The sequence below is a fragment of the Herpetosiphon llansteffanensis genome, from assembly GCF_003205875.1.
In the GTDB taxonomy this organism is placed as follows: domain Bacteria; phylum Chloroflexota; class Chloroflexia; order Chloroflexales; family Herpetosiphonaceae; genus Herpetosiphon; species Herpetosiphon llansteffanensis.
In genome coordinates this window covers 255,469-278,342 of sequence record NZ_PUBZ01000081.1, presented here as the reverse complement: position 1 = coordinate 278,342, position 22,874 = coordinate 255,469, and the positions used below count along the sequence as shown (strand labels likewise).

General features: G+C 50.4%; 25 protein-coding genes. 9 read left to right on the top strand and 16 right to left on the bottom strand.

Annotated features, from left to right (window positions below):
• Nucleotides 1-69 precede the first annotated feature (69 nt).
• The 3 genes from C5S61_RS07965 to C5S61_RS07955 form a co-directional block, all read right to left on the bottom strand.
• Nucleotides 70-1,305, bottom strand: coding sequence for a cytochrome P450 family protein (locus C5S61_RS07965; RefSeq protein ID WP_110514535.1), 1,236 nt, complete (start codon nucleotides 1,303-1,305; stop codon nucleotides 70-72).
• A gap of 108 nt (nucleotides 1,306-1,413) precedes the next feature.
• Nucleotides 1,414-1,920 carry a hypothetical protein gene (locus C5S61_RS07960; protein WP_110514534.1) on the bottom strand — a complete coding sequence of 169 codons (507 nt, stop codon included), beginning with the start codon at nucleotides 1,918-1,920 and terminating at the stop codon, nucleotides 1,414-1,416.
• An 86-nt stretch (nucleotides 1,921-2,006) separates the two neighbouring features.
• Nucleotides 2,007-2,957, bottom strand: a complete 951-nt coding sequence (locus C5S61_RS07955; protein ID WP_110514533.1) for a helix-turn-helix transcriptional regulator — start codon at nucleotides 2,955-2,957, stop codon at nucleotides 2,007-2,009.
• Nucleotides 2,958-3,074: 117 nt separating this feature from the next.
• Between C5S61_RS07955 and C5S61_RS07950 the strand changes: the two genes are divergently transcribed.
• From C5S61_RS07950 to C5S61_RS07935, 4 genes are all read left to right on the top strand, one after another.
• Entirely contained in the window at nucleotides 3,075-3,521 is a 447-nt protein-coding gene (locus C5S61_RS07950) for a VOC family protein (RefSeq protein WP_110514532.1), read from the top strand.
• Between the two features lie 149 nt (nucleotides 3,522-3,670).
• Nucleotides 3,671-4,075: a hypothetical protein gene (locus C5S61_RS07945; protein WP_110514531.1), complete on the top strand. Its 405-nt coding sequence runs from the start codon at nucleotides 3,671-3,673 to the stop codon at nucleotides 4,073-4,075.
• A gap of 417 nt (nucleotides 4,076-4,492) precedes the next feature.
• Nucleotides 4,493-4,906: a hypothetical protein gene (locus tag C5S61_RS26595; protein WP_124033408.1), complete on the top strand. Its 414-nt coding sequence runs from the start codon at nucleotides 4,493-4,495 to the stop codon at nucleotides 4,904-4,906.
• A 12-nt stretch (nucleotides 4,907-4,918) separates the two neighbouring features.
• A complete protein-coding gene (locus tag C5S61_RS07935; protein ID WP_110514529.1) occupies nucleotides 4,919-5,536 on the top strand; it encodes a hypothetical protein in 618 nt (205 codons plus the stop codon).
• Nucleotides 5,537-5,600: 64 nt separating this feature from the next.
• Here the strand turns inward: C5S61_RS07935 and C5S61_RS07930 are convergent, their stop codons facing one another.
• From C5S61_RS07930 to C5S61_RS07910, 5 genes are all read right to left on the bottom strand, one after another.
• Nucleotides 5,601-7,295 (bottom strand): ATP-binding response regulator, encoded by a 1,695-nt coding sequence (locus C5S61_RS07930; protein ID WP_110514528.1) that lies wholly within the window; start codon nucleotides 7,293-7,295, stop codon nucleotides 5,601-5,603.
• 3 nt (nucleotides 7,296-7,298) lie between these two features.
• A complete protein-coding gene (locus tag C5S61_RS07925) occupies nucleotides 7,299-7,745 on the bottom strand; it encodes a response regulator (RefSeq protein ID WP_110514527.1) in 447 nt (148 codons plus the stop codon).
• A 1-nt stretch (nucleotide 7,746) separates the two neighbouring features.
• Complete coding sequence (locus C5S61_RS07920) at nucleotides 7,747-9,981, bottom strand: ATP-binding protein (protein WP_110514526.1); 2,235 nt, start codon at nucleotides 9,979-9,981, stop codon at nucleotides 7,747-7,749.
• A 97-nt stretch (nucleotides 9,982-10,078) separates the two neighbouring features.
• Nucleotides 10,079-10,447 carry a hypothetical protein gene (locus C5S61_RS07915; RefSeq protein ID WP_110514525.1) on the bottom strand — a complete coding sequence of 123 codons (369 nt, stop codon included), beginning with the start codon at nucleotides 10,445-10,447 and terminating at the stop codon, nucleotides 10,079-10,081.
• A gap of 31 nt (nucleotides 10,448-10,478) precedes the next feature.
• Complete coding sequence (locus C5S61_RS07910) at nucleotides 10,479-10,802, bottom strand: hypothetical protein (protein ID WP_110514524.1); 324 nt, start codon at nucleotides 10,800-10,802, stop codon at nucleotides 10,479-10,481.
• Between the two features lie 123 nt (nucleotides 10,803-10,925).
• On the opposite strand from C5S61_RS07910, the gene C5S61_RS07905 reads away from it, so the two are divergent.
• On the top strand, nucleotides 10,926-11,753 hold the full coding sequence (locus C5S61_RS07905; protein ID WP_110514523.1) for an ATP-binding cassette domain-containing protein: 828 nt from the start codon (nucleotides 10,926-10,928) through the stop codon (nucleotides 11,751-11,753).
• Between the two features lie 11 nt (nucleotides 11,754-11,764).
• Here C5S61_RS07905 and C5S61_RS07900 read toward each other — a convergent pair whose 3' ends face one another.
• The 3 genes from C5S61_RS07900 to C5S61_RS07890 all read right to left on the bottom strand — a co-directional run bounded on the left by C5S61_RS07900 (nucleotide 11,765) and on the right by C5S61_RS07890 (nucleotide 14,749).
• Nucleotides 11,765-12,001, bottom strand: coding sequence for a hypothetical protein (locus C5S61_RS07900; protein ID WP_110514522.1), 237 nt, complete (start codon nucleotides 11,999-12,001; stop codon nucleotides 11,765-11,767).
• A 214-nt stretch (nucleotides 12,002-12,215) separates the two neighbouring features.
• Nucleotides 12,216-13,067 carry an MBL fold metallo-hydrolase gene (locus C5S61_RS07895; RefSeq protein WP_164689284.1) on the bottom strand — a complete coding sequence of 284 codons (852 nt, stop codon included), beginning with the start codon at nucleotides 13,065-13,067 and terminating at the stop codon, nucleotides 12,216-12,218.
• 20 nt (nucleotides 13,068-13,087) lie between these two features.
• The gene (locus C5S61_RS07890; protein WP_110514520.1) at nucleotides 13,088-14,749 is read right to left on the bottom strand and encodes a M20/M25/M40 family metallo-hydrolase; all 1,662 of its coding nucleotides are present in this window, start codon (nucleotides 14,747-14,749) and stop codon (nucleotides 13,088-13,090) included.
• Between the two features lie 170 nt (nucleotides 14,750-14,919).
• Here C5S61_RS07890 and C5S61_RS07885 point away from each other — a divergent pair, with 170 nt between their 5' ends.
• Both C5S61_RS07885 and C5S61_RS07880 read left to right on the top strand, forming a co-directional pair.
• Nucleotides 14,920-16,128 carry a PQQ-dependent sugar dehydrogenase gene (locus C5S61_RS07885; RefSeq protein ID WP_110514519.1) on the top strand — a complete coding sequence of 403 codons (1,209 nt, stop codon included), beginning with the start codon at nucleotides 14,920-14,922 and terminating at the stop codon, nucleotides 16,126-16,128.
• A gap of 243 nt (nucleotides 16,129-16,371) precedes the next feature.
• Nucleotides 16,372-17,616 (top strand): hypothetical protein, encoded by a 1,245-nt coding sequence (locus C5S61_RS07880; protein ID WP_124033407.1) that lies wholly within the window; start codon nucleotides 16,372-16,374, stop codon nucleotides 17,614-17,616.
• Between the two features lie 6 nt (nucleotides 17,617-17,622).
• Here the strand turns inward: C5S61_RS07880 and C5S61_RS07875 are convergent, their stop codons facing one another.
• From C5S61_RS07875 to C5S61_RS07860, 5 genes are all read right to left on the bottom strand, one after another.
• On the bottom strand, nucleotides 17,623-18,312 hold the full coding sequence (locus C5S61_RS07875) for a DUF4166 domain-containing protein (RefSeq protein WP_110514517.1): 690 nt from the start codon (nucleotides 18,310-18,312) through the stop codon (nucleotides 17,623-17,625).
• Nucleotide 18,313: 1 nt separating this feature from the next.
• Complete coding sequence (locus tag C5S61_RS07870; RefSeq protein WP_110514516.1) at nucleotides 18,314-18,994, bottom strand: hypothetical protein; 681 nt, start codon at nucleotides 18,992-18,994, stop codon at nucleotides 18,314-18,316.
• Between the two features lie 242 nt (nucleotides 18,995-19,236).
• Entirely contained in the window at nucleotides 19,237-19,650 is a 414-nt protein-coding gene (locus C5S61_RS07865) for a response regulator (protein ID WP_110514515.1), read from the bottom strand.
• A 125-nt stretch (nucleotides 19,651-19,775) separates the two neighbouring features.
• Nucleotides 19,776-19,985, bottom strand: a complete 210-nt coding sequence (locus C5S61_RS26590) for a hypothetical protein (RefSeq protein WP_124033406.1) — start codon at nucleotides 19,983-19,985, stop codon at nucleotides 19,776-19,778.
• On the bottom strand, nucleotides 19,982-20,371 hold the full coding sequence (locus tag C5S61_RS07860) for a lipopolysaccharide assembly protein LapA domain-containing protein (protein ID WP_110514514.1): 390 nt from the start codon (nucleotides 20,369-20,371) through the stop codon (nucleotides 19,982-19,984). The genes C5S61_RS26590 and C5S61_RS07860 overlap by 4 nt, the downstream gene beginning before the upstream one ends.
• Before the next feature lie 1,017 nt (nucleotides 20,372-21,388).
• Here C5S61_RS07860 and C5S61_RS07855 point away from each other — a divergent pair.
• Nucleotides 21,389-22,597, top strand: a complete 1,209-nt coding sequence (locus tag C5S61_RS07855; protein WP_110514513.1) for a sensor histidine kinase — start codon at nucleotides 21,389-21,391, stop codon at nucleotides 22,595-22,597.
• Nucleotides 22,594-22,866, top strand: coding sequence for a hypothetical protein (locus C5S61_RS07850; protein ID WP_110514512.1), 273 nt, complete (start codon nucleotides 22,594-22,596; stop codon nucleotides 22,864-22,866). Before C5S61_RS07855 ends, C5S61_RS07850 begins: the two co-directional genes overlap by 4 nt.
• The last annotated feature ends 8 nt before the right edge of the window (nucleotides 22,867-22,874 follow it).

Sequence of the window (22,874 nt, the reverse complement as noted above, 5' to 3'; positions counted from 1 at the left end):
TGAATCGGGGCCAGCAAACAGTGATTTGCTGGCCCCGATTCGCGTTTTAGAATTGCTTCGTGCAAACCATTACCATACAACGGGCAAGCTTTGTAAGCCACGCACAACTGCGGTCGAGCGCCAGCGCAATTGCTCAGCAGGCACAGCCAAGCGCAAATCTGGCCGCAGATCAAAGAGCAATTGCAGCCCAATTTGCGCTTCCATCCGCGCCAATGGTGCGCCCAAACAATAGTGAATGCCTAGCCCAAAGCCAACATGACGATTCTTTTCACGCGTTATGTCCAGTTGATCAGGGTTGGCAAATTGCTGCGGATCACGATTGGCCGAGGCCAAAGCAACCAACAGCATATCACCCTTGGCAATCTTGGTATCAGCAACGATGACATCTTCTGCTGCATAGCGCTCGGTGGCGGTTTCAACCGGGGCCGTAAAGCGCACTAACTCCTCAACTGCCGATTTGATCAATTCTGGCGAACGACGTAATAAGGCCAATTGCTCTGGGTTTTGCAACAATGCCAACGTACCCGATGAAAGTAAATTGACGGTTGTTTCATGGCCAGCCAGCATCAACAAAAAGACCATCGCCACCAATTCGTCTTCGCTAAAACGATCGCCATCGGCCTCGGCCTGCACCAAGGCGGTCAGCAAATCAGCTTGCGGCTCGGTGCGGCGTTTGGCAAAAATCTGTTTAAGATACTTCATCTGCGCCAGAATCGCCGGAATTGCCAATAGCACATTGCCAATCGTGGGTGTGCTCAAGACATATTTTGACCAACGATGAAATTTCTGGCGATCTTCGCTTGGAATGCCCAATAATTCGACGATCACCGTCAGTGGCAATGGCAAGGCAAAATCGGCAATTAAATCGCCTCGACCACGCTGTTGGGTGCTAATTAACAAAGCCTCGGCAATCTGTTGAATCCGTGGGCGCATTTCCTCGACCCGTTGAGGAGTGAAAGCTTTATGCACTAACGAGCGCAAGCGGCCATGGTCAGGGCTATCTTGATCAAGCATATTCGATTCAAGCGCCCGAAAGGCTTTGGGCATCCATGGCCGTTTGCGTTGCTGCTCCAGCGATTGAGCGTTTTTATAGTTTTTGACGAAGAGCCGATCATTTTTCAGAATCTCAACCACATCATCGTAGCGCGTCACAATCCAGGTTTGCATAGGGCCAAGCTTGGCTTTCGCTACTGGATGATCGCGGCGCAAACGGGCATAGATTTCAAATGGGTCAGCCTTAAAATGGCGATCAGTTAAGTTGATAATTGCAGGAATTGGCTTTTGTTCTTGCGTTAAACGTGGCATCCAAATTCTCCTTGAACAACCAAAAGCATCTCCGCTTCATAGTAGTTGATTCTAGGATGTTTGTATAGGATTTTGACGTGCTGTTGTGGTCTAACTGCTAGCCAACCATCACTCAGTACTGCTGCGATATTCAGCTTGGGTTTCGCTAATCAAGCGGCTAATGTCGGGCGAATAGCTTACGCCCAAGCTTTCACCATTCTTAAACATTCCGTTTATTTTCAGGGCAGTCGATGTAATAATCGCATCTTCACGCAATTCCAAATTGTCCGCCGTCAACGGACTGTTTAGGCTTGTACGCAAGACAATTGCTTGCACGTCAACCCCAACAATCATGGTTTCACGTCCATAGCGCGTCCGCAGCCACTCCAGATCAATCAAGTTGAGTGCTTCTGCATCAAGATAGAGGATGCTCAATGGATCGGTTGGTAGCGGATCGCTCGTTGATTGCACGGTCACGCCTGCCTGAGTAAATGCATCGCCCCACAGCGCAATATTTGCCGCTGAGCCGCGATACACCGCGCGTCGCGGTTCCGCCGCCTCAAATTCAGTAAATGCAAACCATCCCATCCCAACCAGCGCAAGCAAGCCGATTCCTACAATTAGCCATCGACGCATTCTGTTTCCTCACTTCAATATTCTATAACTTGGAAATAATCCTATGCTTGGTGATAAAATATAATATTATTAAACTGTAATACAGACTATTCTTTGGATAAATGAAGAGCTTTGGCTGCAAGTTGCTGCATAATCGCGCGCAGCTCTGGTGGCTGACGAATGCTCACCGGAAAATCGAACTTGAGCAGCAATAAGGCCGTTGGCCATAAATCAGCGACCTCACGCCGCCAGATAATGCCTGCATCTGTTGCTTCGAAGCTGCCTGCTGCAGGTGGCAAGGCTTGCTGCACGTTGATCATACTGGTCTCAAGCACAATCTCAATAGGATATTGGCCTGGCATGGTGGCAAAGGCATTATGCACATGCTGGACAGGATCAAAACCCACAGGCTGGACAAATGATTGCTCAGTTGCTTGCAGCTCGCTGATCCGATCGAGCCGAAAGGTGCGCAGATCGCGGCGCGTATGACAGTACCCCACCGCATACCAAAAACCCTGATAATAGACAATTCCATACGGGTCAAACAGCCTGGTTGATTCAGTTCCGTTGAGTGCAATATAGCGCATGTTGAGCGACTGGGATTTATGCACTGCTAGACTCAAGCGCGCAATAATGCTCGGCTGTAATGCGGTTGGTGTAGCCACAACATTAAAACTCAGCGCTGCTTGCAAGGCCCGCACCTGCTCTAAAAGCGCTGCTGGCATAACCCGCTCAAGCTTGGCTAGCGACCCCTCGATTGCTACCAGCTCGACTGGAAAGTGAAAGGCCTGCAATACAAGTAAGCCCAGCACCAACGCGCTGGCTTCTTGATTGGTGATCATCAGCGGCGGCAGTTTAACCCCACGCCCGAGATAATAGGCTCCATCTGGGCCGCGCTCGGCTTCGATTGGAATCCCCATATCCTGCAACATCACAATATAGCGGCGGATTGAGCGCGGGCTAATTTCGAGGCGGCTGGCCAACTGCGAACCGCTCAGTTGGCGATGCGATTGCAATAATTCGAGGATCGTCAAAAGACGGGTGGTTGGGCTATACATACAACTATCTTTCGCTAATTAGGACTGATTCTGACCTAATCATACTCTATACTCATTGGTAGATAGCAGTTGTTGTGCTGTCGCTGCTCATTTCAGCAATCATCAAGGAGCCATTCTATGTCGATTACCGCAATTACCCATTTGAACTTTCATGGCAATGCTCGCCAAGCGCTCGAATTTTATCACGCCGTGTTTGGTGGCACGCTGACCGTGCGAACCTACGGCGATTTTGGTGCACCTCAGGAAACACCACTTGCCAATCAGGTTGTGTGGGGCCAAGTACTTGCCGATAGCGGCTTTCAGTTGATGGCCTACGATGTGCCAACTCCAGCGTCGGCTCCAGCAGCGCAGCCGACCACCTACCGCGAACATGGCATGACAATTACCCAAGCACCATTCTTTATTGCCTTGCGTGGCACGCAGCCCAACGAAGTATTACAATTATGGGAGCAACTGGCAGTTGAGGCAACGATCATCGAGCCAATCGCCCAATCGCCTTGGGCGCAGCTCTTTGGCATGCTGACCGACCAGTTTGGGGTGACATGGAGCATTGATGTCGCCTAAACGGTAATTCGCAAAAGCCCATACACCAAAGGCTCTTCGTCATAGACGAGGAGCCTTTGGTTTCCTGCACTACAACAAACGACGGATATTCAATCCTTTGTGCTCTGCTAAAGTGCATTAATAATAGAATTGGAGCAAGAGAAAGCCTTATGGATACCCTAACACCCGATCACTATGCGCTGATTGAAACCCTGCGATCGGCTCCTGATGAAGTATTACTAGCAATCCTGCAACGAGTTTTTGCCGATCGAACCTTAACCGGCACCGAAGTTCCGATTGTTCAATCGCATTTTTTCCTAGGAAGCGCGACCCGGCTCTATGAGCAAATGCCCGATGGAACCCTTGCTTGGGAGCCATGGGAAATCCACGCGATTGCCTATCCTGATTTCGCCACGTATAACGAAACATATAGCACACAGGTCGATCCAGCATGGGTTGGCTTTGATTATGGGTTTTGTCAATTCGCAATCTGCCGTACCTGTGGCACGCAACTCTACTGTAACCTCAAGCAAGGAATCTGCCCGATTTGCAGTACCAGTGTCTATCTAACTTAACCATGCAGAGTGAGAGCTGAAAATTATTCAAATTTCATTCACCAAATCCCTCAATTGTGCTCAGATAAATAACAGAATTAAACAACTAAGCATTATCAGTACAAGAACAAGACTGAACAAAGTAATGCCCCGTAGCAATGCATAATCGGCTGGAGTTGCTTCGCTAGGATCGCGAAAAAAAGTCAGTTGAAAAAATAGCTTAGGATAGCGCAGTTGCAGTATCAATACCACGCTAAAAACCACAAGCAGCACTAGATCACGCATGGGAAAATACTCCTATTTCAGATCAAGATTTTTCAATTATTGTATTGACAAAAATATAATCATGCTGGTAGTATATTTTTGAGAGACCCCAGCCTTACATCCTCCACTTTCTCAAATCAAGCGCTTTATCTTTGATTAAGGGGAGGTTTTACGGTGTTTCAACTATTTAAATTTTTAGCATTCAAGCATACTTCTGCCCATCATTGGCGTTTGCTGCTGATTATCATACTCGTTGCAACAAGCATGATAACTGCGCCATCTTCGGCTATGGCTGCATGTTCAGGGGTTTTCACTCCCCGATTTCGTTATCACTGCGATGTTATCTTGGCGAATAACGCGATTTTTACAGGCTTTTCGTATAAAAAGTACAACGAAATCTACGAAGGAAATGGTTCTTCGGTTGCAATATACTTTAAGGATAGCAACAATAATAATTTGTACACAACCTATGGTTCCAGTTATGCCTTCAAGATAATTTCGCCAGGAACATTGAAAGCTGCCTGCTGGAATACAAGTTCAAATTCTATAACCGCGAAATGTGATTATTTTGATGCCGAAACTCGATAAAAGGATGGGTTTATGTTACGTTCACGCAAACGCGAAAGCATTCAAATTATTAGCATTTTTAGCCTTTCTATCGTTGTGATTGGAATTATAGGTGTCTTTGCGCTAATCCCAACAAATGGTAGTTCTGCAACTTCGGGTAAAGAACTGCCACAGCCTCATATAGCTATTTTGCAACGCTCTATGACCAATCTCGATAAACTTCCTGAGGGTTTTCAGCAACTCCCAGTCAATGATCGGATTCAAGATGTGTCGCGGGTACGGCTGGCGATAGCAGATGCTGAGCGCCACTATTATATAGCCCCAGCAATCAACGATGAGCTATGCCTTTTATCTACATCTGGGTCAGGGGAGCAACTTATGGCTTCCGGAACATGTGAGAAATCGGCTCGACTGGCCACTTCGGGCATCTATCTTGGTGAAACCGATGCTTCTGGGTTGGTCAATGTAGCAATGATTGTACCTGATGGAGTTACAGCTATCCGTACCGATCAAGGGAATCTATACGATGTAAAGAATAATGTTGCCCTGATTCCAGCGAGTAGTCCAAAGACGCTGCAATTTGTCGGTGGCGCATTCGATGGCGTTATGTTCAAAACCAATTTCGGCGGCGTGCCAATCGAATCGAAATAAGCACTTAATCAAAAACGCACTGCTCATATGATTAAGTGAGCAGTGCGTTGCTTGCTTGATTTGGTTAGGCTATTGGTCGATCAGAACTCATGGTTGGAATCCGAATCGTAAAGCAACTACCGATGCCCTCTTGTGAATCGACTTCAATGTTGCCGCCGTGAGCCGCTACAATTTCCTTCACCACATACAAGCCAATCCCCGAGCCAGAAATCATATTCATTCGTTCTGATGGCACACGATAAAAGCGTTTAAACACATGCGGCATGGCTGTTTTGGGAATCCCAATTCCCTGATCGTGAATTTGGATGCTGACCTCATGAGCGTTCATTGTTGCTTGGACGGTAATTGTGCCACCATTGGGGCTATATTTAACTGCATTTTGCAATAAATTAACCAATACCTGCTCTAAGCGCCGCGCATCGCCATCGACCATCATTGAGCCAGGCTCCGAGACTTGAACAATGTGATGGCGCGTGGTCATTGCTTGCATCGCAATCAGCACATCATCAAGCAACGAACCAAGATCGACTGGCTGGCGCTGAATTTCGAGTTGGCCTTCCGTCAGGCGCGAAATATCAAGCAATTCGCTCAGCAAGGTATTGAGCCGATTGCCTTGTTCGAGAATCATCGTCAGATCGGCCTGCATCTGGGCGAGTGGCGCTGAACGTGCCATACGCCGTTGTAATAATTGAGTACGACCAAGTAACCCAGCCAAAGGATTTTTCAGTTCGTGCGAAGCGATCGATAAAAAGGCTTCGCGATCGGCAATCGCGGTTTGGGCATCGCGATAAAGCGATGCATGTTCGAATGCATTGGTTAGGCGCAAGCAAATCTCCTGCAGAAACTGCGGATCAATCGCAACCTGCTCGCTCGGCACTGGCTGATAAATGCCAAAAATTCCATAGCAGTGATGGGCTGATTGCAAGGCCAACAGTTGGCTTACACCATCAATCGGAAAGAGCTTGGTTGTACTCACCAGTTGGGCAAATTCTAGACTATCGGCGGCCTGAATAATGCGTGATAAACAGCCCTGAACATGCGGATCGGTGGCATAGATATGCATAATTTGCTTGCCAACCACTGCACAATCGGGCGCGCTTGCCAGCGCAAGTTCAGGCAACCATTGCTCATCACGATCAAGCAGGGCAACCAAACAAATCCAGCCGTGGCCAAGCGTCTGAATAATCCGTTCTAGCACGCCAGTAATGCTGGCTGGGTCGGTTTGCAGCCGATACAGGAGCATGCCAATTTCGGCCAAACAGGTGGCTTGGGCTTCAGTGCGAGCTTGAATAATCAATGCTTCGCGCAATTGTTGGTTGGTTTGCTGTAAAGCTGCTTGTTGGGCCACAATTTGCCGGCGCAACTGCACCCGCTCGATTGTTTTCTGCAACGTAATCACAAATGTCTGATCAAGCGCCGTCGATTTCACAACATAGTCGTAGGCTCCATGCTTCATGGCCTCAACCGCCACCTGTTCATTGCCAACACCGGTCAGCATAATGCAGGCCACTTCATGGTCGTGAGGATAGGCAAGCATCTCGATTAACACTTGCAGGCCGTCGGTAGGCGGCAGCGAATAATCAAGAATCAGCACATCCAATGCAGTTGTCTGCCAAATCTGCCGCGCTTGGTCAGCAGTTTCAGCTTCGAGCACCCGATACGTCGCGGCCTGATCGCGCTGAATCAGCCGCCGATAGCGATAACGATCAGCCTCCTGATCATCAAGAATCAAAATAGTCCAAGCATGTGAATCGAGCATTCGTTACCGTCCATAAGGATGACACACGACCTCAAACCAATACCGATAGAGGACATGCATCGTCTGTTGAAAGCCTGCGACATTAAGCGATTTAACCAAATAGCTATTAGCCCCATCCTGATAGCAACGCGTGATCGCATCAGGATTTGACGATGTGGTGAGAATAACGACTGGAATTTGGCGCAACACTGGCGATGTTTTGATCTGAGCTAAAACCGTAAATCCATCCATTGCTGGCAAATTCAAATCCAAAAGAATCAGGTCGGGCAGCGAGCCGCGCGGCAGCGCCACCGATGTTTCGTGCAAGAAATGCAGTGCTTGATCGCCATCGTGACAACGCACAATCTCCAGCGCAGAATTAAAGCGCGAAAAACTGCGCTCAATGAGAGCACAGTCTTCATCACTATCATCAATAACTAAGAGTTGGCGTTTGCGTAATGCTTGATACATACTAGGCCCCACGGAGGGTAAAGGTAAAGGTTGTTCCCTTCCCGAGCGTTGATTGCACCGCTACTATACCACCATGGCGCTCGATGATTTTCTTTGCAATAGTCAGGCCAACGCCCGTGCCGCCGCCAAAGTGATCGCGGCCATGGAGCCGCTTAAACAGCCGAAAGATCGTTTCATAATGCGCTTCGGCAATGCCAATCCCATTATCTTCGACCGCAATTCGATACCACGGCTGCTGCTCTGCATCTAATGGTAGCGCGGTGGCCGTAATTTCGACCCATTTATGCGCTGCTTGCGAATATTTGAGCGCATTGCTCAGCAGATTTTGCATCACCTCGCTTAGATGCAGCGGATCGGCAAACAGCATCGGCAATGGGCGAGGAATCCGAATTTCAAGCATTTCTGGCTGAATTAATAAGGTTTCAGCCACATCATTGATTAGGCTGGCCAAATTAACTGGCTGAAATTGTAATTCAACCCGCCCAAGCCGCGAATGATGCAACAGCGAATCGAGCAAAGCATCCATGCGTTGGGTCAAGCGCAGCATCGTTTGAAGTTTGGCTTGGCCAGCAGCATCAACTTTATCTGCATAGTCTTCAAGCAGAAAATGAGCATAGGTGTGAATGCCGCGCAACGGTTCTTTTAAATCGTGCGAGGCGCTATAGGCAAACGCATCAAGCTCTGCATTACTTTGCTCCAAAGCGCGATTAAGCGTGGTTAGCGCGGTCGCCTGTTGTAAAAGTAGCGTGCGAATGGTATCACGCATGGTTCGTGCTACAGACAGCTCTGCGTCTGTCCAAGTAATACTATGCAAGGCGCGTTGCTCTTTCCATTGGGCAAACGATTGGCGCGGGCTAATCCGAATGCCATCATCGGTGATAGTGACAGCCTTGGTTGGTTCGCCAGCCCACGTAATGGTTTGCAGCTCTTCTGGGCGAAACCAGAGTAAATATTGATCGGTTGCGCCAACCAATGGCAATGCCAGTACGCCACTTGCCACCGCAGCAAAGGCCGCAAATGGCGGATGCTTGGTCGCCAGTGATGTTGTGTGATAGCCATCATCGATCGTAGCTGGCTGAGAACGAATCCAGCTAATAATGGCCCGAATATGTTGGGTGCTGGGAGTATGGCCAAGCACTACGAGTTCATCGTTGGTATGAATCGCCACGCCACCAGCAGCAATTAAATCGAGCAGCGTATGTTGGCCTTCAACGAGGCCATCCATCCAGCGCTGGGCGCTGGTCATCTGCTGAAGCAAGCTGGTTTGAATCGCCGCGAGCTGCTGGGTGGCTGCATGATCGTGGTGGTGAACTTTACTGGTTAGCGCCAACGATACCGACTGGCCCAAGACTTCGCATGCAGAACGCAGGGTGCACGAAAGATAGTGCGGTTCGGCATGATGACAGGCAATCAAGCCCCATAACTGGCCTTCATAGACCAATGAAACCGACATCGAGGCCCGCACGCCCATGTTGGCGAGATATTCGCGATGCACTGGTGAGACACTGCGCAAAACGCTATAACTGAGATCAAGCGGCTCGGAATTTGTTGCTTGGGTCACAATCGCAACTGGCGTATAGCGCGCATCGGGAATCAGCCGCAGCCAATTGCGCAGATATAAGACCCGCGCTTGGGGCGGAATATCCGAGGCTGGATAATGCAAGCCGAGAAACGATTCTTGGCTCGGATCAACGGCCTCAGCAATCACTGTCCCATGGCCATCTGCATCGAATTGATAGATCATCACCCGATCAAAGCCCGTAAGTTGGCGCACCGCCCGCACAGTTTCAGCGCAAAATGGCTGAAACTCAGGAATCTGTTGCAAACGGGCAACGATGCTACGCACCATCCGATAGGCATCGTGTGGCCCTGTTCCGCTGGTGAGCGCAGGCTCGAATTCAAGAATAAGCTTCCCCTGATGGCGGTGTAAAATCCCGTCACACACCTGCTGCGTAGTTTGTAATGGCACCGTCCAGAGATAGAGCGGATTTTGATCGAGCTGTTCATGGGCGACAACCGAGCGCAAATACTCAAGTTGATCGCTGGTAATCAGCAGTTCTAACGATTGATTTAACAAGTGTTCAGGCGTGTAGCCAGTAAAATCCAGACTGTTGGCACTAATTTGCAGAATCTGAAAATCCGGCTCACTGAGCACCAGCAACAAGCCATGAGCCTGAATCATACCTGGAATATGAATGGGTTCGGTTGCACACTGGTCGAGATCGCTTACGGTCATGATCTATCCTTTCAGCAGAGAACCTACCCCTAATGCTAGCACTAGTTTGCGCATTAACCCAACGAATCTATGCGCACAGGTGCTCGTAATCAAACAGTTAAAGCTCATTAGCGTGTGGTGGGATTAGGTCGGATTCGTCATCCTTAAGTACGACCCCAAGCGCCAACAAACTTGGGCCAGCCACGAGGGCAATTCGACGCTGCCGCCATGATGCGTCACGACCACGAGCTTCCCAATAACTTTGAGGAAACTGACGATGATCGTTGAGCATGCCATGGGCGATGCCAGCTCTGGTTATTGGATCGTAGTCAATATGCGTCCAGTGAATGCTGGTGATTGGCAGCCGTTGCAAAAATAGATCGCTTTGCCAGTAAATATCGGTTTCAAGTAGTGGCTGTGGAAGCTCGTCGCTACCACCAAACTCGTGTGGTAGCCATACCACATGCACAGTAATTGCTTCGCCCATAGTTCTCCTTTGTTGTATTCACTAGCTATGGCTATTCGCTTGGTGGTTCAATCACGATTCCTATACATAACACACATGGCCCTGTACGAATCATGATCCGGCGGCTTGGGTAAAAGTAATCCTCAGGCATGGTATCTGCAAATGCGGCATATGCCACTCCACCCTGAATGCTAGGGTCGTAGCGAATCGCTTCCCAACGAATATCGCGCCCATAATCGGCTTTATCTTGTTGATGCAATTCGTTAAGGATATAGACCTCAGTTCGTCCATGGAAAATTGGCGGACCTGAATGGCCGCCAGCGCGATAGGGAATCCAGAAAAATCGAAACCAGAAACCATTGGATGGTTGCGTCATAGAGTCGTTTGCTCCTCACCAAGTAGGATAGAAGCCAATTATAGCTGCGATGACACATCGATTGAACCCTCGTTTGGGCTATCTCGTCTTAAATAATATCGGCAGATTCATGGGGAGCAAACGATGGATATTCAGATTAGACATCTGGTTAAACAATACGGTAGCTATCGCGCATTGGATGATAGTTCACTCTCGATTGGGGCGGGAATGTTTGGTTTGTTGGGGCCAAATGGCGCTGGCAAAACCACATTCATGCGCATTTTGACCACCCAACTTGTGCCGACCTCGGGCGAGGTTGTGGTTGGCGGGGTGGACGTTGAGCGCGAACCAAGCGCAATTCGCCAGCAGCTTGGCTATCTGCCGCAGGAGTTTGGCTTTTATCAGAGCCTAAGTGCATTCGCGATGCTCGATTACATTGCGGCCATGAAAAATATTCCTTGCGCCCAACGTGCCCAAGAAATTGAACGGGTTTTGCACGAGGTGAATTTGACCAGCGAGGCCAAACGCAAACTTGGCGGCTATTCGAGCGGCATGAAACAACGGCTTGGCATTGCCCAATCCATGCTTGGCAATCACCAATTACTGGTTGTTGACGAGCCAACGGTGGGGCTAGACCCAGAAGAACGGATTCGCTTTCGCAATGTGTTAGCCCGCATTGCCGGCCAGCGCACAGTGGTGTTATCGACCCATATTGTGGCCGATATTGAAGCCAGTTGTAGTGGCGTTGCGGTGCTTCGACGCAGCAAATTGCTGTTTAGCGGGCCGCCCGCCAAGCTTGTGCAGGCAGGTTGTAGTGTGTTCAGCAGCATGACCCAGCATGGCTCAACCGCGACCCTGCGTGTACTTGGTGAGCCAGCGCTGGGCAGTGTCGAAGTCGAGCCAGCCATAGAAGAAGGCTATTTGCTGCATCTGCGCACCCAAACCGCGCGGCGATCAGCCAGCAGTGATTGAGATTAATGCACTTATGTGCTGTCATCAGCATTCGTACTAGGGCCTGACCAACCATCGAGCAAATCGGCCCATGGCGGCGTGCAGCCAGCTCGTTCCCATTCGGCGGCATAGCGCGCCAACTGGTCTGGCCGATGCTGCTGCATCCAACGCAGATTCTCGATCATGGCGGGGGTAATCTGGTTGCGAACTGCTCGATACGCCTCCTGAACTGTCATCCCCGCCTGCATGAGGGTTTCAAGCATTGGCATATGAATTCCTTTCTGTGCAACGATCAAGCGTACTAGCCAGACCATAGCAAGAAAATCGCGCTACGTCAATCACTAATTTAAGGTTAATTAATATAATTATTATGTCAATAAAAAATTATATTTTCAGCACGCTGTTATTGATTGGGCCGCTAGGCCTAAAACGACAAACAACTCCTACGGGAGTTGTTTGTCGTCGCTGAATGAAGGTTATTGTTTAGGCTGGGATTGTGGAGGCAAATTCAGCAGGCTGCCATTCGAGTTGGTCTGCCTTGGAAACAATTCGGCCAACCCCAGGAAATGGGAAATGATAGGCCATCAACATGGTAGCGCTGTCGCTTGGTTGGGCAATCGTTCGCCGTGTTGCAACTGCCGTAGCAGCATCAGCATCATACTTAAGGATCGCATCAACCACATTCAGTTGGAGCGGCACATGGATTGCATCGACCACGTGCAACAAGCGTGCGCCTTGTGATTCAAGCAGAACGCCGCTATGGCCAAGGGTATGCCCGGGCAGATCTACGTAGCTGATGCCTGGCACAATTTCCTGATTGGCATCAAGCAATTCCAAGCGCTGAGTATAGAACTCAAAGGTTTGGCGCAAAAAGTTTGCATTGCGCGGATTCATGCGTGCCAGCGATTCCTCGCTCATGGCCGCTTCATGTTCACGCTTGGGCACAACCAAACGGGCATTCGGAAAGCAGGGGTTATTGTCAGCATCGAATAATCCGCCAAGATGATCGCCGTGATAATGCGAGATGATAATTGTCTCAATTGCCGCTGCTGGGACTGCGAGCTTGGCCAGCAACTCGCTCAGGTGGCCAGGCTCAGCGGGATCAATAGAGCCTTGGCCAGTATCAATCAGCACATACTTGCCAGCATTTTCCACCAATAAGACATTGCGACTGATCGAAAGTGGGCTGGATAGCGCCCGAAATGCACTAATCAACTCATCACTATGGCTTAAAAATATCGAACGAAGTGCTTCCTCGGCGATTTGACTAGTCCCATCGCAGAGCACGGTGCAGGTAAAATCGCCAAGCTTAAACCGAACACTTGCAGGAATCATGCTTTCACCTTTCATCAACACTATTTATCGAACTCCAACACATCGCACGCCACCCGCCAAATTAGCTCGGGCAGGGTGTTGAGCAAATAGGGCATGTAGACCCGCTCCAACCGCTGATGGTAATCGCGACCCCAAGGCCCAATATTGATTGTAGGCAGATTGAGCGTGCGCACAAGGTTGTAATCGAATTTCAGGCGTGAACCCCACAGCGGCGTATTGGCAGCAACAATCGTTTGATCATCGTGTTCCATTGCACTGCCATAAAAGCTCATATCCGAAATTCCAGCAAAAAATGGCCGTAGCTTAATCGTGGTGGCATGTTCAGCTGCCAGCGATTGGGCATGGCGTTCACAGGCAGCTCGTAGGCGGCGTTCGCGCTCGTTATGCCCAGCAACCAAACTATGAGGATAATGCAACGAGCCAAAGCAGACCACCGCTGCCGGGCCACTCATTCCAGCGCAACGCCAGAGATAGGCAACCAATTGACGGCTGAAGTTTGGGGCATCGAGGGTACGATCGGCCAGCAATTGCGCCGTGAATTCTGCCAAATTGCTCGCAAATGCAGGGCCGCCATGCTGCTGAGCAAGCAGCACAAGTTCAGCATAGCTCAGCACCTGCGCTTGCCAACGCACTGGAGCTGCCGAACCAACCAAAGTTGCATAGCGTTGTGCCTGCGCAAACTGAGTTGTTAGCACCGCGTCGAGAGCTTCATGAGTCGCAGCCATAAATTGCTCGAGAACCATGTTTGCTGGGCGGCCATGGGTCAAATAGTTAAAATAGCACCACGCAGTGCTCGGGGTTGTCACATCGTAGAACGCTTTGAGGTCACTCTGTTTGAGGCTAATTGGTGGTGGTGCAAGCTCGCCCTCGGCCTCATCGCAGAGATCAATATTACACTCGATTGCTTGGGTTACTGCTGCCGCCATGCGATTAACATTAATTCCATCGAATGGATAGCCAGCGTGGGTTTCGCGTCCAACCAAATAGATTAATGGCAGAAACTTCCCCACCGTGCCCAAAAACACCGCTTGACCCTGCTCGCCAGCAGCTTGATCGCTGGTAGCATCAAGATTAATTGCTGCCGCCAGATCAAGGCCCCACTCCTTGGCCAGCTCATGCAATTGAATAGCCGCCGAGCGCGCACCATGCGAGGCTTCCTCTTCATCGGGGGTGGCAATAAACAGCAAATTCCCACGGCACTCTGGTTGGGCAGCAAAGTGTAATAGCACGGCTAAGCCAACCGCCAAGCCGCTCTTCATATCTAAAGCGCCACGCCCAGGCAGAAAATCGCCAGAACGCAAATCGTCAAGCGCCAGCTGGTCGGTTGGGCTTGAGCCATGCTCCAAGCTCGCAATCAAGCGCGGCAACAACGCCTCTGGATCAGTCGCCCACTCGGCTAAACTGCCATAATTCTCGATACTCACCATATCGTAGTGGCCGGCCAAAACCACGGTAGTTGGGCCTGTGCCGCGCACGAGTGCATACAGATTCGAGCGCTCATAGCCATCGTCGACGGTGCGCTCGAGGCGGAGCTGGCTCGGATGGGCGGCAAAATAAGGCTGTTGGCCCAACCATTCTGCCAACTGTTGTGACCACTGGCACTCACCCAAGGTATTGGTGACACTCGGCCAACCTACGAGCTTGAGCGTAAGCTCGCGGACAATCTCAGACCATGCGTCCATTGCGATCTTCCTTTGCGTCAACGCCCAAACAACAGCGTTTGGGTTAAGGATATGCGCAAAGCATAGCGCGTTTTGCCAAAGCTGGCTATTGCTTGCCAGCCTTGGTTGGTACGGAATGTGCCAGTAACCATGCAAGAGAATTCGGTTATAACCACATAGGAGGAAGCGCAATGGCACACCGCCGCGTTGGACGATTGCTTGGCATCGCCAGTATTGCACTGCTGCTAAGTATGCAAGGCCACGTTTTTGCCGAAAATGCCCCACCACCCCCGAATGGCGAAATTGTGGAGCCGACCAAACTGCCCTTTGACCCAGTACTCGTGCAGCAACTACGCTTGCCAGCTGGATTTTGGATTGATGTCTGGGCCAAGGATGTTGGTAATGCCCGCATGCTGGCCATGGCTCCGAATGGCATTCTTTACGTGACTCGCCGCGAACAAGGCGATATTTTGGCACTTGAGGATAGCGACCAGAATGGCCAAGCAGACCGCATTTGGCCGGTCGCAAGCAACTTGCCACTTGCTCATGGGCTAACGATTTATGACGGCTGGTTGTATGTTGCCACTGATAAAATCGTGCAACGAGCAGCATTGCGCGCTGATGGCTCGCTTGGCGAATGGAACGTGTTAATTGATGATTTGCCTGATGCAGGCCAACACCCCAATCGAACGCTGGCGGTTGGCCCCGATGGGAAGCTTTATATTACAGTTGGCAGCACATGCAATGCCTGCGACGAGCCAAATCCTGAAAGCGCGACGATCCTCGTTGCCGAACTCGACGGCAGCAAGCGCCAAATTTATGCCAGCGGGCTGCGCAATACCATAGGCTTCGATTGGCATCCTGGCAGCCAACATCTCTGGAGCTTCGACCATGGCTCGGATTGGCGTGGCAATGATCAGCCACCAGAAGAGTTGAATTTGCTCCAGCAAGGCGGTAATTATGGCTGGCCATGGTGTTTTGCCAACCAACAAATTGATCCGTATATTCCAAATGCCCCAAAAGATCAATCCAAGGCCGAGTTTTGCGCCAAAACCCAAGCGCCGATTTTGACCTACACCGCCCATAGCGCCCCGATTGGCATGGCTTTTTATGATCAAACCCAGTTTCCTGCTGAGTATCATGGTGATGCCTTTGTAGCCATGCGTGGTTCGTGGAATCGCAACCCACCAAGTGGCTATAAAGTGGTGCGGGTACGCTTTCAAAATGGTTGGCCGGTGGCGGTTGACGACTTTTTGACTGGCTTTTTGCTCGCCCAAAATGGCCAATATGCCCAATTTGGGCGGGTTGCTGGGATTACAATCGCGCCCTATGGCTCGCTCTTTGTCAGTGACGACATGAATGGGGTTATTTATCGCATTTCGTGGGCTGGCACACCATAAGTTGCTATAAATTAATCAATCTATCAACACAAGACAGGCATTGGGCATACGGCTCTATACCTGTCTTGCTTAACAATTTAACCACCCAGCAATGGTCAAATTCTGCCTAACAATTAGCTAATTTTAGTTGCATTGGGCCACATTCAACCGCTATACTACCCTCACGAGAGCAATCCCATGGTGGCCAATTCACCATTTTAGCCATTCGTTTTAGCCGATCGTGAGGATTCCATGGACCCATCGATGACGATGTTGCAAACCTGTCTGGTTTCTTATCGTACGTTTCTCCAGCGTTTGCCCCCAAGTCAATACACCGACTTTTGTCGCTGGGTTTTGCAACCTACTAATCCGCTCCTAACTGAATTTCTCCACCTCAGTAGCCTCACCCAAATGTGCTCACTTTTTACCTATCTCTACGGGCCAGCCACCAATGATACTGATCGTTGGGATCATCTATGTGCTGAATTTAGCTCGTTGCTGCTCTACCAACGCTATGAAGTTGTTTCAGATAACCTTGCTATGGGCTTGGCCTTAACCAGCGCTGCTCACGGCGAGGTCGTTACAACCTTTAATAGCATGCTTATTGATGTACTGACCGATACCGCCCCGATTGCTCTTCCACGCTTGCAACAGATTGTTGCCGCGATTCCATGGCTTGAGCAGCACCTCGCTGCCGATCACTATCGAGCCATTGTGCAGGCCTTCCGTCCCGATGCCGACCTTGAAGCATGGGTTGCGCTTTCGGCCAATATTGTTGCCTGCCGTGATGTACTGAGCCAAATTCTGCATCCAGCAGCCAATACGCGCATTCGCCAAACCCTAATCGCACGCTATTACGCCATGAACACGCTGTGTAGCCCTGGCGTACGCAGCATTCAGGAATTGCTTGCCTTACAAACTGCAACGATGCTGGTCATTCCCACCTTAGAATATTGTGTCAATCTGTGGAGCCAGATCTATCTTGATGATTACACTGCCCAACATCGGATTGCGACCGATCCAAAGCTGCGGATGTTGATTAACGATGCCAATAGCTTGGTGCGTTGCCTCAATGATTGTGGCCCGTTGCTGCTCAGCGCCGATGCGCCAACGATTGCCCAGCATTACCAGCGTTTATACCAAAGCGTGCCAGCTCATGACGATGAAGATTGGATCACATGGTTTGTACGCGCCGCTGATCGTGTGCCGCACTTTTTTCGTTTGCATAAAGATGTTGCCTTCCGCGAGTTTAATTTGCTGTTTGCAGCAATTACTGCTGAGCAACCGATCCCAAGCGTAATCGAGCAATTAATTGTCAACACCCAAACGATTGCCCAACACTATCAAATCATCCTGCGCCACTTCGAGACGGCCAGCCAGCAGCTGAGCCAAACGCCACTCTATAGCATTCCAGTGGGCATTATCACGCGCATGGTGAGCTTCCACCAGCAGCTCTATGCCAACCACTATGGCGATATTATGGGCGAATATGCGGTTGCCGCTGGTTGAGCAGCACTAGGCTCGACGTTCAAGCCGCTGCGGAAAAGCCTTGGCTGGCAGCATTGTGGCACACATTGGCCGCCACTCGACCGTAAATGCGCCCTGATACCCAAAAACCGGCCCCCACACTGGATTCGTCACCACCACGCTAATGCGAAATTGGGCAGTTGCTTCGTCGTACCATTCGCAAACCTCGGCAGTGCCAGAGAGAATTCGCGGGAATTTAAAGCCCAACCAGCCTTCGTAAAAACGTTGTGCGCCTGAGCGCAAACACATGCCGCCACGCTGATCAACCCACATGGCTAAATCAACAGCAAAATGCTGATGCGTTCCAAGATAATCGACAATACAGGCCCGCTGATCGCTATAGACCATGTAGGCATCGAAGCGGCGCTTGGTCTGCGGATTGACCTGAAATGTGCGTAGCCATGTGACGGTCTCGCGCCCTGCTGCATCGCGATAGGCATAATTTTCAATCGTAAACGGAATCTGTGCGCCCCATTCAGCAAACATAATGTGGCGTGCTTGACCAGCGTGCAACAATGGACGCAGTGGCAGGCCACCATTCCAAATCATGCTCATCTGGCCTTGACCAATCGCCGCCATTCCGCTGCTGCTTGCCAGCCCAAAGCGCCGCTGAATTTGGGGATGCAGGCGGTCAAAATCGCGACCTAAAGCCTGTTGATAAATTGATTGAGTTTGCATCTTAGCGCTCCTTGTAGCTCCAAAAACAATGCCCTGCCGAAGGAATGAGGGTTGAATGAGCTTTGCGTTGCCAGCGCATGCCAACCACCAACCACCAGCCAAGCAGCAAACCAACCTGCCAAGCAACGACGATGAAGAAACTCAACAGCAGACCAAGTGCACCAAGCACAGCAATGCGTTGGTTAAGCCACATGCGCAAGGCAAGCGCTGGATCGATCTGTTGCTCAATCCATAAACGAAGGCGATCAAAACTCCATGCCGTGGCCCACGCCATCAGCGGGCGAAAAAGCAGGCGATCGATCAACCGCCCAACAAGCCCAAAGCGCGTCTGATAGTCGTAGCTGGTCGAAAAATCAATCCCATCGCTGGTCGGCGTATACAACCAATAGCCCGCTCCAGAGTGAATCAACGATAGCGGATGGTCCGACCAAAATTTCAAGGCTGAGATCAAGCGCCCATCGGCGAGTTGCTTGGTGCTCGTTTCGCCACGACCGGTAATCTGGAGGCCAAAGCCAATGCGCGTGGTATAGATAAATGTTTGGGGTTGAGCAAGGTCGGCGCGTGGGCAATAGTCAATCGTCGAGAAGCGTAGATCCCAGCGCTGATGCATATTCGGCTGTTGGGTTGCTTCCCACAGCGCCGCGAAAGGAGCATGAATATGGATTTTAACAATTATCGCCATCTGCACAGCTCCGCATAAGCACCATTCTCTGATGTGGCTAGCATAGCGCAGCGATGTTACACCCGCGTTACAATGATTTTTTAAGCAACAGAATACCTACGATCTGGTTGATCGTAGGTATTCTGTTGCTGGAGCATAATAGGGGTTATCTGGAATGGTGTATCGGTTCTTCACAGGGTCAATCCGCCACGGAATGGACTCAATTGACCCAACCACCACAGGGACGCAAACGAATTCTGAGCCTATCCTGGCTTAATTGCAGGGAGGCTTCGCGCAAGCGGTGCACCAATTAATGCTTCAACTTTGGCAACGAGGTCAGTAAAACTAGCCGGGAGTTCGAGCACATCACAGCCAGCTGCTTGCAAAAAGGTTTGTTTGCCTTGAATAAAGGTATGATCAACGGTTGTAACGAGCACAGGTATTTGCATCGTATTTGGGTCGAAATGGAGTAATTTGAGCAGCGGCCAGCCTGGGGCAGATGCTTGGAGGCCCACATCGAGAATAATTAAGCTTGGTTGGCTATCCCGTAACTGTTGATACGTCTGGTCGGTGGTCAGATAGGTTGTGGTAGCATAGCCCGCTTCGATCAAGAGTTCCTGTAACAAATCCAATAACACTAAATCATTATTGACGACAGCAATTGTTTGGGGCACCATAGGATGCTCCTTTATGATGGACTAGCGCAGGCAGCAATCGTCTGCGCATTGTGATCGATGCGAAAATCCCGCAGCCGATCATGGTTTCCGCTTGCATTGAGCTAGCCCAACACAAGCGGGATGGATTAGGCATACGACTCCGGTTGACTCTCGGCGGTGCGGGTGGATGCTGGATCAACCAGCCGCAACCGGATTGGTCGCAGGGTGGTTACCAGCAGCGACGAATGACACGTCGCACAGATCACGACACTGCCACAATGCAAGACTCCAGAGAGACCTTGTTTGGCACGACAGACAGGACAGGCAACCACGGTTATGCGCGCATAGGTGCTCATACCGTGCGCTTTGGCAGATCATCAATCCATGGCTCGATGCGCTCGCCCGTTTGAGGATTATAGTGTTGTGGCCCAGCCTCGACGGCGAGAGGCATGCTACTTGGTGGGGGCATCGCAGCATCAATGGGAATCAACGGTCGTTGAACAGGAGCGGCCTGCCCACGCTGGCGAAGGTTCCGATAGTAGGTTTCGATCTGGCGGGGAAAAGCAAACAAGCCAACCACCATCATCCCACTGGCCAAGGCAACCAGTAAGAGCATCCACAAAGGCAGTGCGGGTGTTTGCCAATCAAAGAGGTGAAGCGAAATCGCCGTTGAATTTTGGATACCAATTGCAGCAAAGAGCACGATTAAGATTCCAGTAACAATGCCAAGAATGGCTTTCATGAGGAGACTCCTTAGCCGATGGTTGAGCTGTCTTGCATACAGGAGCGCTAGATAGCGATCCACGCATTCTCACAACGCAGGAATTCCACGGCAATAGCAGATCTATTCAGAAGCAGTTCCTGAATAGGTGGCAGGTGGTGTCATGCAGCAGTAATGCTGGAGACACGCAACCCATAGATGTGGGTTATCACCATAGATAAAAAAGGGGAACTCGGTGTGATAGGATAACCAACGGTTATCGATGGGGAAATGGCCGAGTTGAGGAGTGCGATTCGCTTGAAGTGATACACAAGCGAACTCACTAGTCACTATAGCACGCTTTCGATAATATACAAGCCGCTCGCTCGCTTGAGCAGCAGCCGTCAACCAACTCATTTCAATCATCGAGGCGCTCTTCTTCGTGCAATATTGCCGAATAGTTCATTGCATGGATTCATGCATAACAGGTGGATAAAAGAACGCACAGATGTGTCGCATTCAGCACGAACGATTCGAATGCTGCACGATTAATGCACAATGTGCATGGCTGCATGGTGAGCTAGTTTTTCATCGGCATTATGCCAAAGTGCTGATTGATTGGCCTCCTGTCGTTGTGTTTATCATGCGATGGTGTTATACTAGGTAGGTGGAGAACAGCACATGTGCTTCACATCCTTCCCTCTTAACTCGGCCATATCCCCCACTCGATAACTATTTTGGTTATCCTATCATTCCGAGTTTTTTCACTATCAGATCCATGTTAATGATTGTCGGTGTGTTGAACACCATCGTTATTGCTGGCGAAAACGCTACCATAGGCTAATGGTTGCTTGCTCGCTTGCAATGCTTGGTGCGATCCACCAGCAAGTATCCCGCATGGTGATGCGCAGGCGCATCGGCATGGGCTTAACGGATACGTCATCATGAGCCGAGTCTTCCATCAGCGAGGGCTTGGAATTAATTGTTGTTGTATGCACCTCTGTTGCTGTATGCATGTTCCATCAATCCGCTGGCTGCGCCGCGAGAGAGGACATTTCGATGAAGCCAAATGAGATGCAGATCTTATTAATTGACCATGATGGGCAGAGCATACCCCTGATTGCAGCGACCATTACGGCAATTCGAAGCGTCCAGTATCGCTTGATTACGGTAGCCGACCTCCACCATGGCCTGAGTATGCTGGCAACTCGGCGGATCGATGTTATTCTGCTGCGGCTGCCACTGACGGATAATGACCGCATGATCATCCAAACGCTGTCTGATTATGCATCAACCTATCCGCTGATTCTCTCGGCCCCAAACGCCGATGATCACAGCCTGAGCGCTGGACTGCATGGCGGGGTTCATGCCACGCTGTTCGATGATGAACTTACCCCAGCACTTTTTCAGCGAACACTCGACTATAGCCGTACCCGTGTGGCGCAATTAGCGGCAGAAGATCATGTCCAAACGCTCACCAGGACGCTGGCAGTGGCGCTTGATACAACCCATCAGATTGAACATCACTTGGCAATTGCGATCCATGAACTCCAAACGCCCATGAGTATTTTGCTCGGCTATATCGACTTATTTGCGCGACGCGTTGCTACATGGGGTGGCATACCCCTGCGCGAACGGCAGATGATTAATACGATGCGAATGCAAGCGATTCATGTCGGTCAGCTCGTACCGACGCTCCTTGATAGCACGCTGATGACCCACGATCTAGGGCCGATTCAACGGCGTTCGCTTGAACTGAGCGCTGTGCTACGAACAGTCGTTGGAGCCATGCAAGGCATGCGAGCTGCGCATTTGTTGATGTTACGGGTGCCCGATGTCGCCGTATGGATTGAGGGTGATTATGGGCGCTTAGTCCAAGTTTTTCAGAATCTCTTGCTGAATGCCCTGCACTATAGTGGTATGCATAGTGAAATTAGCATCACCCTCGCTGCTGATGGGCAGATCACCATTCAGGATTATGGGGTAGGAATCTCCGCCGATAACCTTGTGCAGATTGTTCGGCCATTTTTTGACACAGCTGATCCCCATGGGGCGGCAAGGATTGGCCAAGGACTTGGCTTGGCAATTGTTCAAGCACTCATCCAGCAACACGAGGGGAGTATCACGATTGCCAGCACGGTTGATCATGGAACAACGATCACCATCCAGTTTCCCTGTAGTGTTCGGCCAACCCGCCTACCGGAACATCTTTCAGCAATGCTGGTGAACTCTCCCAGCATTGCTGGTATTCACGGGAGCACCCTATGAAAAAACGTTATGTTTTGCTCTGGCTGAGCCTGCTTGGTGGGCTGATGCTGTTGGGTACTGCAAGCCCACAACCACACGTGACGATTGGTGAGCTGAACATTCCCCTGTGGCATATGATCATGGCAATCGTGCTTATCATGCTGAGTGGGTTCGCGCTGCGGTTCATTGCTTGGCAATATCATGAGTATCGCACACTCTACAACCACCCACCCACCCATTTGAATCAATGGCCAAACGATCCGCTGCCATCGAAACCGAGCATTCGCTAACCCAACGA

What these genes read in the sequence shown, in the direction of transcription:
- C5S61_RS07965 (WP_110514535.1), bottom strand. Translation starts at nt 1,305, where the DNA reads ATGCCACGTTTAACGCAAGAACAAAAGCCAATTCCTGCAATTATCAAC.
- C5S61_RS07960 (WP_110514534.1), bottom strand. Translation starts at nt 1,920, where the DNA reads ATGCGTCGATGGCTAATTGTAGGAATCGGCTTGCTTGCGCTGGTTGGG.
- C5S61_RS07955 (WP_110514533.1), bottom strand. Translation starts at nt 2,957, where the DNA reads ATGTATAGCCCAACCACCCGTCTTTTGACGATCCTCGAATTATTGCAA.
- C5S61_RS07950 (WP_110514532.1), top strand. Translation starts at nt 3,075, where the DNA reads ATGTCGATTACCGCAATTACCCATTTGAACTTTCATGGCAATGCTCGC.
- C5S61_RS07945 (WP_110514531.1), top strand. Translation starts at nt 3,671, where the DNA reads ATGGATACCCTAACACCCGATCACTATGCGCTGATTGAAACCCTGCGA.
- C5S61_RS07935 (WP_110514529.1), top strand. Translation starts at nt 4,919, where the DNA reads ATGTTACGTTCACGCAAACGCGAAAGCATTCAAATTATTAGCATTTTT.
- C5S61_RS07930 (WP_110514528.1), bottom strand. Translation starts at nt 7,295, where the DNA reads ATGCTCGATTCACATGCTTGGACTATTTTGATTCTTGATGATCAGGAG.
- C5S61_RS07925 (WP_110514527.1), bottom strand. Translation starts at nt 7,745, where the DNA reads ATGTATCAAGCATTACGCAAACGCCAACTCTTAGTTATTGATGATAGT.
- C5S61_RS07920 (WP_110514526.1), bottom strand. Translation starts at nt 9,981, where the DNA reads ATGACCGTAAGCGATCTCGACCAGTGTGCAACCGAACCCATTCATATT.
- C5S61_RS07915 (WP_110514525.1), bottom strand. Translation starts at nt 10,447, where the DNA reads ATGGGCGAAGCAATTACTGTGCATGTGGTATGGCTACCACACGAGTTT.
- C5S61_RS07910 (WP_110514524.1), bottom strand. Translation starts at nt 10,802, where the DNA reads ATGACGCAACCATCCAATGGTTTCTGGTTTCGATTTTTCTGGATTCCC.
- C5S61_RS07905 (WP_110514523.1), top strand. Translation starts at nt 10,926, where the DNA reads ATGGATATTCAGATTAGACATCTGGTTAAACAATACGGTAGCTATCGC.
- C5S61_RS07900 (WP_110514522.1), bottom strand. Translation starts at nt 12,001, where the DNA reads ATGCCAATGCTTGAAACCCTCATGCAGGCGGGGATGACAGTTCAGGAG.
- C5S61_RS07895 (WP_164689284.1), bottom strand. Translation starts at nt 13,067, where the DNA reads ATGATTCCTGCAAGTGTTCGGTTTAAGCTTGGCGATTTTACCTGCACC.
- C5S61_RS07890 (WP_110514520.1), bottom strand. Translation starts at nt 14,749, where the DNA reads ATGGACGCATGGTCTGAGATTGTCCGCGAGCTTACGCTCAAGCTCGTA.
- C5S61_RS07885 (WP_110514519.1), top strand. Translation starts at nt 14,920, where the DNA reads ATGGCACACCGCCGCGTTGGACGATTGCTTGGCATCGCCAGTATTGCA.
- C5S61_RS07880 (WP_124033407.1), top strand. Translation starts at nt 16,372, where the DNA reads ATGACGATGTTGCAAACCTGTCTGGTTTCTTATCGTACGTTTCTCCAG.
- C5S61_RS07875 (WP_110514517.1), bottom strand. Translation starts at nt 18,312, where the DNA reads ATGCAAACTCAATCAATTTATCAACAGGCTTTAGGTCGCGATTTTGAC.
- C5S61_RS07870 (WP_110514516.1), bottom strand. Translation starts at nt 18,994, where the DNA reads ATGGCGATAATTGTTAAAATCCATATTCATGCTCCTTTCGCGGCGCTG.
- C5S61_RS07865 (WP_110514515.1), bottom strand. Translation starts at nt 19,650, where the DNA reads ATGGTGCCCCAAACAATTGCTGTCGTCAATAATGATTTAGTGTTATTG.
- C5S61_RS26590 (WP_124033406.1), bottom strand. Translation starts at nt 19,985, where the DNA reads ATGAGCACCTATGCGCGCATAACCGTGGTTGCCTGTCCTGTCTGTCGT.
- C5S61_RS07860 (WP_110514514.1), bottom strand. Translation starts at nt 20,371, where the DNA reads ATGAAAGCCATTCTTGGCATTGTTACTGGAATCTTAATCGTGCTCTTT.
- C5S61_RS07855 (WP_110514513.1), top strand. Translation starts at nt 21,389, where the DNA reads ATGAAGCCAAATGAGATGCAGATCTTATTAATTGACCATGATGGGCAG.
- C5S61_RS07850 (WP_110514512.1), top strand. Translation starts at nt 22,594, where the DNA reads ATGAAAAAACGTTATGTTTTGCTCTGGCTGAGCCTGCTTGGTGGGCTG.